The following is an 11,429-nucleotide window of genomic DNA, read 5'->3' on the forward strand; positions in this document are numbered from 1 at the left end:
GACAATGGGAAAGCCAACAGGATTTATGGAATATGCCAGAGAAGATGCCCCGGCTTCTTCACCAAAGGCAAGAATCCAAAACTATAATGAATTTCACGAGGAGCTGTCTGAGACTGAGAGAAAACAGCAGGCAGCCAGATGTATGGACTGCGGTGTGCCGTTTTGTCAGTATGGAAAAATGATTTCTGGTATGGCAAGCGGCTGCCCGCTTAACAATCTAATTCCAGAGTGGAATGATCTTTTATATACTGGAAATATGGTACAGGCATTTAATCGCCTGACAAAGACAAATTGCTTCCCGGAGTTTACGGGAAGAGTTTGTCCGGCACTATGCGAGGCAGCATGCACATGCAACTTAAATGGAAAGCCAGTTACAACAAAGGCGAACGAGCTGTCCATCATTGAGAATGCATATGAAAGCGGATATCTGGCGCCAAATCCGCCAAAGACACGCACAGGAAAGCGCGTTGCAGTTGTAGGCTCTGGTCCATCTGGTCTGTCAGCTGCCTACTGGTTAAATAAGAGAGGCCATGAAGTTACTGTGTATGAGCGTTCAGATCGTCCAGGCGGTCTTTTGATGTACGGAATCCCAAATATGAAGCTGGAAAAGCGTTTTGTAAAGCGCCGCGTGGAGCTTATGAAGGCAGAAGGCATTCATTTTCTGACTGGTGTGAATGTAGGAAAGGATATAAGTGCAGAGGATCTTAAATCACAATACGACAGCGTGATTTTAGCGTGTGGTGCATCAAATCCAAGAGATATTCAGGCAGAGGGAAGAGATGCAGAGGGTATTTATTTTGCAGTTGATTATCTGTCACGCACGACAAAGAGTTTGCTTGATTCTAATCTTGCAGATGGAAATTATATCTCTGCAAAGGATAAGCATGTCGTTGTCATCGGCGGCGGTGATACTGGAAATGACTGCGTAGGAACTGCAATTCGTCAGGGCTGTGCATCTGTTACACAGTTAGAGATGATGCCGCAGCCGCCGCTCACACGTGCCGCAAATAATCCGTGGCCAGAGTGGCCAAGGGTCTGCAAGACAGATTATGGTCAGGAAGAAGCAATTGCCGTATTTGGTTCAGATCCTCGTATTTACAAGACAACCGTAAAGGAGTTTGTAAAAGATGCAGACGGAAAGCTTTGCGGACTGATCTGCGTGAAACTCGAATCAAAAAAGGATGAAGCAACAGGACGCATGATGATGGTGCCTGTAGAGGGTAGTGAATTTGCACTCGAAGCCGAGCTAGTACTGATCGCAGCGGGCTTCCTTGGCTGCCAGAGCTATGTATCAGATGCATTTGGAGTAGAGCTGACACCAAGAACAAATGTAAAGACAGCACCAGATTCATATGAAACCTCTGAGCCGGGCGTATTTACAGCAGGTGATATGCACCGTGGACAATCGCTTGTTGTATGGGCGATCCGCGAGGGCAGAGAAGCAGCGAGGGCAGTCGACGAAAGCTTGATGGGATATACGAATCTCGAGTAAAGTGCATGTGTCTCATCACCATTTACGTAATAATGACAACTATATAGCTCTTGTATTAAGGGTAGACCTAATTAAGGTCTGCCCTTATTGTATTATTTTTTGCCTTCCACTTGTAATTGTTTTTCATATGCGATACAATAAATGATATTGAGTGTAAATTATTCATTTAAGTAGAAAACAGCAAAAAAAAACGGAGGAATAATGCATGTCAAAAGTAATTATGATTCAAGGCACGATGTCAAATGCGGGAAAAAGTCTGCTTGCGGCAGGACTTTGCCGTATTTTTAAGCAGGATGGCTATCGGGTGGCACCGTTTAAGTCACAAAACATGGCATTAAACTCCTTTATTACAAAGGATGGCTTTGAGATGGGACGTGCTCAGGTAGTTCAGGCAAGAGCAGCAGGGATAGAGCCATCCGTTTATATGAATCCAATTTTATTAAAGCCAGTAAGTGACATGGGGTCACAGGTGATTGTAAATGGAAAGCCAGTCTCCAATATGCCGGCACGAAAATATTTTGCCTACAAAAAGCAACTGATTCCTGATATTATTCATGCTTTTAAGAAGCTAGAGGAACAGGCAGATATCATCGTAATCGAGGGTGCAGGAAGTCCGGCTGAGATTAATTTAAAGGCAGATGATATAGTCAACATGGGTTTAGCAAAGCTTGTAGGTGCACCTGTGCTTTTAGCTGGTGATATCGACAGAGGCGGAGTGTTTGCTCAGCTTCTTGGTACTCTTATGCTTCTTGAGCCAGATGAAAAAGAGCTAGTAAAGGGTCTTATTATAAATAAATTCAGAGGAGATAAGACAATTTTAGCTCCAGGAATTGTGATGCTTGAAGAGCGTGGTCATGTGCCGGTAGCAGGCGTCATTCCATATATGAAGGTGGCAATCGAAGAGGAAGACAGCCTAAGTGAAAAGCTAGAGCAAAGCCAAAAGGGACTGATTGATCTTGCAGTAATTCGTCTTCCGCGAATGTCAAATTATACCGATTTTGATGTGTTTGAGCAACTTTCGGGAGTAAGCGTGCGCTACGTACATAATGTAAGAGAGCTAGAAACACCAGACTGCATTTTCCTTCCAGGAAGCAAAAATACAGTCGGTGATCTTTTGTGGATGCGTCAAAGCGGAATAGAGGCAGCAGTTAAAAAGCTTTCAAAAACGACACCGGTGATTGGTATATGCGGAGGATTTCAGATGCTGGGCGAGTCGATTGCTGATCCATTTGGCATCGAGCAGGGAATGGATGCGCCGGGAATGGGACTTCTTCCGATTCAGACGACTCTCACAAAAGAAAAGACGAGATTACAGGTGACAGGAACAATTGATCATTTGAGTGGAGTCTGGTCTTGCTTAAATGGCAGTCCATATGAGGGCTATGAGATTCATATGGGAAAGTCAACAGCCGTCAATGCTTCAAGCTCAAAAGAGAAAAAAGTAGGTCAGTCCCCAAAGCAGCCATCTAGTGATCTTCCAACTGTGGTATGCAGCGAGAATGGTATGGTGTGCGGCAGCTATGTTCATGGTCTGTTTGATGAAGGCGATCTTGCATGGAAGCTTGTAAAGATGCTTGCAGACAAAAAGAATGTGACATTAGAGGCACTGCAGAGTGGCTTTGATTATAAAAAGTTTCAGGAGTCACAATATGATTTATTGGCAGACACCATTCGCCAGCATATGGACATGGATTTTGTATACAGAATTTTACGGGAAGCAAAAATTTAACTTGCGCTGAAAGAAAGGATTAAAGTCATCTATATATGGAAGCAATTAAGTTTTTAAGAGAAAAATATAAAATTACACCGCCGGATCAATCAATGTATGATGCGGTAAAAGCAAACTGGGATGGAGTGGCAAAGCCGCTTGACGGGCTAGGCTGGTTCGAGCATGTTATATCACAGATTGGTGCTATAGAGGATAGCACCAATGTATGTATTTCTAAGAGGGCAGTTATTGTGATGTGCGCTGATAATGGCATTGTTAGGGAAGGCATCAGTCAGTCAGGGCAGGAAGTTACGCTTGCCGTTGCACAGTCAATGGGAAGGCGTGAATCGAGCGTTTGCCGTATGGCATCAGCATCACATACAGATGTTATTCCAGTAGATATTGGAATAGCAGCTTCATGTAAAATAGATGGTGTGTTAGATGAAAAAATTGCCTGTGGTACGCGAAACTTTGCAAAAGAGCCTGCCATGACAGAAAAAGAGACATTAGATGCGATTGATACAGGCGTGCGCCTTGTAAAGCAGTGTAAGGAAAATGGCTATCAGATACTCGCAACAGGAGAGATGGGTATAGGAAATACGACAACAAGCAGTGCAGTGACAGCGGCACTTCTTCATAGGTTAGCCAGTGAGACGGCAGGAAGAGGAGCTGGATTAAACGACAAGGGGCTAAGCAGAAAAAAACAGGTCATTCAAGAGGCAATTGACAGATACGATCTATATAAGGCAGATGCATTTACTGTGCTTCAGACTGTTGGCGGCTTTGATATTGCAGGTTTGACAGGAGTTTTTATAGGAGGTGCAATGTATCATGTGCCTATTGTTTTGGACGGTCTAATAAGCGGTGCAGCAGCACTTCTTGCAAAGCGTATTATTCCTGGTACAGAGCATTTTATGATAGCATCTCATCTGGGAAAAGAACCGGCGGCAAAGGCAATTTTAAAAGAAATAGGGATCAAGCCAGTCATCCATGGAGATCTGGCGCTTGGCGAAGGAACAGGTGCAGTCATGGTATTTTCGCTTCTTGATCTTGCAATGTCAGTATATAATGGTCGTACAGATTTTTCACGTCTGGAGATGGCACCATATGAACGTCTTAGTTAAAAAGGAAAGGCAAATAAAATGATTTATCTTGTAACAGGCGGAAGCGGCAGCGGAAAATCAGCCTATGCAGAGTCATTGCTGTCTGAGTTTGAAAATATCAGAAGCCGCTATTATATTGCCACGATGCAGGTATATGGAGAAGAAGGCAAAAAAAGGGTAGAGCGCCATAGAAGGCTGCGTGCAGGAAAAGGGTTTATTACATCAGAGCAGACGGTGCAGATTGAACAGGCATTGAAAAAATTTAAAGACAGTGATAAGATGTCATATGTAGCACTTGTTGAATGTGTGTCTAATCTTACTGCTAATGAAATGTTCGATGAAAATGGACAGCGAAGCGAGGACGAAGTTGTAAGGCGTGTTGTGTCTGGATTAAAAGTGCTGTCACAGTCAGTGCGTGAGCTTGTCATCGTGACAAACAATGTGTTTGACGATGGAATCACATATGATGAATCTACAATGGCTTATATACGTGCACTGGCGCGCATAAATATTGAACTTGCTGCGTGGGCAGATGAGGTCACAGAAGTTGTGGCGGGCTGCCCTGTCATATGGAAAAAGTAAGATGATCATAAAAATAGAATAATTGACAGAGGATTACAAAATGAATCTATTTAAAAAAATTGGAAAATCAATTGCAATTGCTTTTTCTATGTATTCCAAAATTCCTATGGTGCAGTTTGAGTGGAAGGAAGAAGATATGCGCTATTCAATGTGTTTCTTTCCTCTTGTTGGAATTGTAATAGGACTGTTATCATGGTGCTGGTGGCTTTTTTGCCAGCAATTTGGCATTGGAAAAATGTGTTTTGCATTTGTTGGCCTGGCAATCATTCTTTTGGTGACAGGCGGTATTCATATGGATGGCTATATGGATACGATGGATGCGCTTCATTCTTATGGAAGCCGCGAGAAAAAGCTGGAAATCTTAAAGGATTCTCATATTGGTGCATTTGCCGTGATTATGACTGTTCTTTATGTGCTGATAGCAGCAGGTGCATATTCTGAGATTAAAAATTACTCAGTTATGGCATCATTTTGCGGTTCATATTTTTTGTCACGTATTTTAAGTGCAATTGCAGTTGTCTCGTTTCCGTGTGCAAAAAAAGAAGGAACGCTGTATATGTTTGCAGATGCGGCACAGGAGAAAATAGTAAAGAGAAGCCTGTATGCAGAGTTAGCGTTTTGCGTATTATGGCAAATTTTGATGAATCCAAAGGCAGGTATTATGCAGCTTATATGTGCTTTGGCAGTGTTTGGCTATTACTATTATAAGAGCAAAAAGGAATTTGGCGGCATCACAGGTGATCTCGCCGGATATTTTGTAACACTGTGTGAGGGTGCGCTGATGGTTATGGCGGCAATTGCCTGCTTATAAGAAAGGACATTTTCATGGAACTATATATAGGCGGTTTCGCACAAGGAAAGCTTGAATATGTGAAGCGTAGATACAACGAAAATCAAAAGACAGAGAAGCTTTTTGTAAAGGTGATTGACTGCGCAGATTCACATTATAAAAAAATGCTTTTAGAAACAGAATGTGATGTATTAATTTTAAATCATCTTCATCTGTGGGTTAGGGATTTATTAGATGAAGGTATGGAGGAAGAGAAAATACAGACGACAATTCTTTCTTGGATTAAGAGTAATCCTGATGTAATTGTAATTTGTGATGAGCTTGGAAACGGTATTGTGCCGATAAAAAAGCAAGAGCGCATCTGGCGTGAGCAGACAGGGCGGCTTATGATAGAGCTTGCAAAGCAGGCAGAAAGGGTGGAACGTATATTATGTGGACTAGGACAGCGGCTGAAATGACAATCACACTTTATATTATCCGCCATGGGGCCACGAAGTCCAACAAGCGTCACGCCTATCTTGGAAATACAAACGAGCCATTATCAAATGAAGGAGGAGAGCAGATTATTTTTTATAATGAAGCTGGAAGATATCCAAAAGAAAAAGATAATCTTCTTATTTTCTCAAGTCCAATGCTTCGATGCCTTCAGACAAAGGATATTTTGTATCCGGATACAAGAGCTATTTTACTTCCAGAATGGAAGGAAATTGACTTTGGACGCTTTGAAGGAAAAAATTATCAGGATTTAAATGGAGATCCTGATTATCAGCGCTGGATAGATAGCGGGGGTGTGACTGCATTTCCTGGTGGAGAAAGCCGTGATGAATTTGTGAAAAGATCAATGGCAGGACTTGAATGGTGTATAGAATGTATGGAAGATTATAAACAAAAAAGTGCAGTTTGTATTGTTCACGGCGGCACGATCATGGCTATAATGAGCAGTCTTACAGGCGGTGATTATTATGACTATCAGGTAAAAAATGGTCAGGGCTATGAAATTGAGTTGTCGATAAAAAACAACAATGTGCAGTTAGAAAAACTGACACCAATTGCAATGGAAGAGGCAGAGGAAAAAGACAAATGACAATAACATTACATATGCTGGCATTTGTCAGCGGTTTTTTGCTGGACTGTTTGTTTGGTGATCCATACTGGATGCCGCATCCTGTGCGGTTTATGGGGAATCTTATTAGTTTTCTTGATAAAAAGCTTATGGGAGAAAAGCATAAGGGTGAAGAAAAAAAGGCCGATGCCCCAAATGGTGCAGGCGTAAAAGATGATGCAACAATACGAAGTGAGCGCAGAAAAGGAATACTTCTTGTAATCTGTGTGTTGGCAGCGACAGCTATTGTCTCAGGAATCATCTTTTTGGGAGCTTACGCAATTCACCAAATTGCTGGCTTTGTAGTCGAAGCAATTATGACATATCAGATTTTAGCGGCAAGATGTCTGCAAAAAGAGAGCACAAAGGTATACACCGCATTGAAAAAAAATGATCTTTTAGGTGCACGATATGCTGTTTCCATGATTGTAGGACGAGATACAAATGTCTTAGATGAGGCAGGTGTGGCGCGTGCTGCAGTAGAGACAGTGGCAGAGAGTACATCTGATGGTGTGATTGCGCCTATGCTTTACACGGCACTTGGCGGCCCAGTGCTTGGCATGATTTACAAAGCAGTCAATACGATGGATTCAATGGTAGGCTATAAAAGCAGCCGTTATCTGTATTTTGGCCGTGCAGCAGCAAAATTAGATGATGTCATCAATTGGGTTCCGGCAAGAATCAGTGCACTTCTTTTAATTGCAGGAAGCGCTTTTCTTAGTGTGACTAGGATTTTCAGCAAAGAAAAAGCAGTATATAATACTAAAGATGCATGGTATATCTGGAGAAGAGATGCAAAAAAGCATGCGAGTCCAAATGCCGGACATACAGAAGCTGCATGCGCAGGTGCACTTGGCATTCGTCTGGCAGGTGACACCATTTATGGCAGTAAAGTCATTAAAAAGCCATATATCGGTGATGATAAAAGGGCAGTTTTGCCAGAGGATATCTGCCGGTGCAATTATCTGATGTATGCGGCTGCAGTTCTTGGAGAGGTAATCTGCGTAATATTGATGATATTGCTAAATTTCATAGGATAACAATCTGGTATCAAAGGGGGCAAAAATGGACAAGCATACAGAAAAAAGCGTACACGGCGGAGATGTATATCGTAATCAGGTAGAGCTTGATTTTTCAGTAAACATAAATCCATTTGGCATGCCAGATGGTGTTAAAAAGGCACTTGGCGATGCTATTTTTTTATGCACTCAATATCCAGATGAAAAAGTTTCAAAGCTTAGTGAAGCAATGGCGAAAAAGCTTGATGTGCCGCAGGAATGTATTCTATTTGGAAATGGTGCATCAGAGCTTTTTGTGGCGATTATCCATGCAAGAAAGCCAAAGACTGTACTTGTGCTTGCACCGTCCTTTTCAGGCTATGAGCACTCAGCAGCATGTGAGGACTGTCAGGTGTGCTATTATTATCTGAAAAAAGAAGATAATTTTGAACTGACAGAGCATTTTGTGCAGGAATTGATCAGACAGATAAAAGCGCACGAAGCGCCAGATTTGATTTTTCTTGCAAATCCAAATAATCCAACAGGAGTATGTATTTCATTTGATATTATCTCACAGATTGTTTTTCTTTGCTGTGAACATAGAATTACATTGGTGATTGACGAATGTTTTATTGAATTTACGAAGCGTCAAAATGAAAGCCTTATAAAAACTGCGATTCATTCACAGTATTTGATTGTTGTGCGTGCATTTACAAAGATATACGGGATACCGGGTGTGCGCCTAGGCTATCTGGCGGCATCTGAAAAAATGGTAGAATGTTTGAAAAGACAGCTCCCAGAGTGGAATGTATCGCTCTTAGCACAGTATGCGGGAGCAGCGGCACTACAGGAAGATGAGTTTGTACAGAAAACATCAGAATATGTAGAAAAACAGAGGGAATACCTTACAGAAAAGCTTCGTTTGCTCGGTCTTACTGTGTGGCAGGGGGAGGCAGATTATTTGCTTTTTTATTCAGAGAAGAATCTATATGAAATGCTGCTAAAGAAAAAAATGCTGATTCGGGACTGCAGTAATTATAAAGGACTTGAATCAGGGTATTATCGTATTGCAGTAAAAAAACAAGAGGAAAATGATCGTTTAATAGATGCATTAGAAGAAGTACTGTCAGACGAGAATATAAAATAAAACACCGCTATTGTCGGGGAAAACAGGGAGGAAATAAAAAATGGGAATAACGGCGAAAGGAAAGAAAAATGCAGGTTTGCTGACAGAAGGTTCAATAGCAAAGGGAATTTTATCATTTGCTATTCCATTATTTTTAGGCCAGCTATTGCAGCAGTTTTACAATGTGGCAGATGCATGGGTTGTAGGAAATTTTGCAGATAACGATTCATTTGCAGCAGTCAGCTCAGCAGGAAGTCTAACCTTTTTAATTATTGGATTTTTCAATGGAATTGCCATTGGAGGCGGCGTTGTTATTTCAAAATATTTTGGTGCACGTGATGAAAAAAGCGTGGAAGTTGCCATTCATACAAACTTTTTATTTGGACTTATCGCATCAGCCCTTTCTACAATTGTAGGACTTATTTTGATTCCAGTTTTGCTTCGTCTGATGCAGACACCAGAGAATGTGCTTCCGGCATCACTATTGTATCTACGTGTATATTTCGCAGGCGTATCAACTATTATCATGTATAATATTGGTATGTCAATCATGAGAGCGCTTGGTGATAGCCTTCATCCGCTGTATTATCTGTTTATTTCATCTGTAATCAATGTAGTGCTTGATTTATTATTTGTTGCTGTGTTCCACTGGGGTGTAGGCGGCGCAGCAGCGGCAACAATCATTGCGCAGGGTGTAAGTGCAGTAATGTGCATTTATCGTATGTGTAAAATGGAGGGAGTTGCACGTCTTGATTTTAAAAAGCTTCACTATAATGGTCCTATGATGAATGAGGTAATAACACAGGGTCTTCCGACAGGTATTCAAAATTCTGTTATCAGTATTGGAAATATCGTTATTCAGAAAAATATCAATTCATTTGGATCATTTGCAATGGCCGGTGTTGGTGCATATAGTAAGCTTGAGGGATTTGCATTTCTCCCAATTACCTGTATGTCTATGGCACTTCCTACATTTATCAGCCAAAATCTTGGCGCGAAGGAGTATAACCGTGCAAAGAAGGGTGCTGTATTTGGAATTATCACGGGCGTCGCTGTGGCAGAGCTGATTGGAATTGGCTTCTATATTGGAATTGAGCCGCTTCTTCGTTTCTTTGTAGATGAGGAACAATCCGTTTCATATGGAGAAATGCATGCGCATGTGACAACGCTGTTTTTCTGCCTGCTTGCTTTCTCACATTGTGCAGCAGGTGTTCTTCGAGGCTGTGGAAAATCAATCATTCCTATGGCAGCAATGCTCGCCTTCTGGTGTGGACTTAGAATCGTCTATGTGACAACAGCACTGGAGTTTATACCAAAATTTACAATGATCAGCTGGGCTTACCCGCTGACCTGGAGCTGCAGCAGCATTGTATTTTTACTGTTTTTAATTTTCTCAGATTGGACGCACGCATTTGAAAAAAAGGCGGCAAAGAGCAAAGTAATTAAATAAAAAAAAGCACAGGCACAAGGCAGATGTCTTGTACCTGTGTTTTTTTATTTGATGTCTTTGATATCGTAAGGAGTGCTTTGGTAAACATAGAAATTTAGCCAATTAGAATATAAGAGCTGTCCTGTAGAGCGCCAGGTGACAACTGGTGCCTTTGTCGGATCATCATCTGGAAAATAGTTGATTGGAAGGTCAACGCTTGTAAGACCTTTTTCCATATCACGATTATACTCAAGTGCAAGAGTATTGGCATCATATTCGGCATGACAGGTGACAAAGAACTGTCTGCTGTCTTTTGTCTTAGCAATGGCAAGACTGCCTTCTTTTGTAAGAGCCATTATCTCAAGCTCTGGTACGGCTGCTACATCAGAAACATTCACATCTGTTGCGCGGGAATGAGGTGCAAGAAATTCATCATTAAAACCGCGAAATAACGGTGATGTCTTCTTTAAAATCTGATGTGGAAAGATGCCAAACAGTTTCTTGTCAAGATCAAATTTTTTAATGCCGTAGTGATAGTAGAGTCCGGCATAAGCTCCCCAACACAGATGGAATGTACAGTGAACGTGTGTCTTTGTCCATTCCATGATTTTGCAGACCTCATCCCAGTAGGCAGTTTCTTCATATGGCACATAGTCAAGCGGTGCACCAGTGATAATCATGCCGTCATAACGGCGATCCTTGATCTGGTCAAAGGTGTAGTAAAACTGTTTTAAATGTTCAGGGTCTGTGTGTGTGGAAGTGTAGCTTGCTGTCTGTAAAAAGTCAACACATATCTGAAGTGGTGTATTGGAGAGCTTACGCAGAAGCTGTGTTTCAGTAATAATTTTTGTTGGCATCAGATTCAAAATCAAAACATTAAGCGGACGTATATCCTGATGCATCGCACGGTGTTCCGTCATAACAAATATATTTTCAGCTTCCAGTATGGCATGAGCTGGAAGCGAATCGGGTATTCGAATAGGCATAACAAATTTTCTCCTCTCAAATGATTAACATCAAAATAGTAGCGCAGTTTGGAGGAAAAGTCAATGGCGGACGCTAATTCAAGTTTGACTATCGACAACCAAAAGGGTTGATG

At 41.6% G+C, this 11,429-nt stretch carries 11 protein-coding genes; 10 read left to right on the forward strand and 1 reads right to left on the reverse strand.

The window, feature by feature from the left end; translation table 11 throughout:
- Positions 1 to 4: 4 nt before the first annotated feature.
- The 10 genes from LKD48_RS02215 to LKD48_RS02260 all read left to right on the forward strand — a co-directional run bounded on the left by LKD48_RS02215 (position 5) and on the right by LKD48_RS02260 (position 10,351).
- Positions 5 to 1,492, forward strand: a complete 1,488-nt coding sequence (locus LKD48_RS02215; protein ID WP_227100678.1) for a glutamate synthase subunit beta — start codon at positions 5 to 7, stop codon at positions 1,490 to 1,492.
- 205 nt (positions 1,493 to 1,697) lie between these two features.
- Complete coding sequence (locus LKD48_RS02220) at positions 1,698 to 3,221, forward strand: cobyric acid synthase (protein WP_308731044.1); 1,524 nt, start codon at positions 1,698 to 1,700, stop codon at positions 3,219 to 3,221.
- A 35-nt stretch (positions 3,222 to 3,256) separates the two neighbouring features.
- The gene (locus tag LKD48_RS02225) at positions 3,257 to 4,324 is read left to right on the forward strand and encodes a nicotinate-nucleotide--dimethylbenzimidazole phosphoribosyltransferase (protein WP_227100682.1); all 1,068 of its coding nucleotides are present in this window, start codon (positions 3,257 to 3,259) and stop codon (positions 4,322 to 4,324) included.
- An 18-nt stretch (positions 4,325 to 4,342) separates the two neighbouring features.
- Positions 4,343 to 4,885, forward strand: coding sequence for a bifunctional adenosylcobinamide kinase/adenosylcobinamide-phosphate guanylyltransferase (locus LKD48_RS02230; protein ID WP_262536144.1), 543 nt, complete (start codon positions 4,343 to 4,345; stop codon positions 4,883 to 4,885).
- Positions 4,886 to 4,925: 40 nt separating this feature from the next.
- On the forward strand, positions 4,926 to 5,696 hold the full coding sequence (locus tag LKD48_RS02235) for an adenosylcobinamide-GDP ribazoletransferase (protein WP_262536145.1): 771 nt from the start codon (positions 4,926 to 4,928) through the stop codon (positions 5,694 to 5,696).
- A gap of 14 nt (positions 5,697 to 5,710) precedes the next feature.
- Positions 5,711 to 6,133, forward strand: a complete 423-nt coding sequence (locus LKD48_RS02240; protein ID WP_262536146.1) for a bifunctional adenosylcobinamide kinase/adenosylcobinamide-phosphate guanylyltransferase — start codon at positions 5,711 to 5,713, stop codon at positions 6,131 to 6,133.
- Entirely contained in the window at positions 6,106 to 6,759 is a 654-nt protein-coding gene (locus LKD48_RS02245) for a histidine phosphatase family protein (RefSeq protein WP_262536147.1), read from the forward strand. The genes LKD48_RS02240 and LKD48_RS02245 overlap by 28 nt, the downstream gene beginning before the upstream one ends.
- A 2-nt stretch (positions 6,760 to 6,761) precedes the next feature.
- The gene (gene cbiB / locus LKD48_RS02250; RefSeq protein ID WP_334303534.1) at positions 6,762 to 7,817 is read left to right on the forward strand and encodes an adenosylcobinamide-phosphate synthase CbiB; all 1,056 of its coding nucleotides are present in this window, start codon (positions 6,762 to 6,764) and stop codon (positions 7,815 to 7,817) included.
- A gap of 25 nt (positions 7,818 to 7,842) precedes the next feature.
- Positions 7,843 to 8,922, forward strand: a complete 1,080-nt coding sequence (locus LKD48_RS02255) for a pyridoxal phosphate-dependent aminotransferase (protein WP_308731046.1) — start codon at positions 7,843 to 7,845, stop codon at positions 8,920 to 8,922.
- Between the two features lie 40 nt (positions 8,923 to 8,962).
- Positions 8,963 to 10,351 (forward strand): MATE family efflux transporter, encoded by a 1,389-nt coding sequence (locus LKD48_RS02260; protein WP_308731047.1) that lies wholly within the window; start codon positions 8,963 to 8,965, stop codon positions 10,349 to 10,351.
- A 44-nt stretch (positions 10,352 to 10,395) separates the two neighbouring features.
- On the opposite strand, the gene LKD48_RS02265 is transcribed toward LKD48_RS02260, so the two are convergent.
- A complete protein-coding gene (locus LKD48_RS02265; RefSeq protein ID WP_118612502.1) occupies positions 10,396 to 11,316 on the reverse strand; it encodes a homoserine O-succinyltransferase in 921 nt (306 codons plus the stop codon).
- Positions 11,317 to 11,429 lie beyond the last annotated feature (113 nt).

The organism is Anthropogastromicrobium aceti (genome assembly GCF_020687335.1).
GTDB classification, from domain to species: domain Bacteria; phylum Bacillota; class Clostridia; order Lachnospirales; family Lachnospiraceae; genus Anthropogastromicrobium; species Anthropogastromicrobium aceti.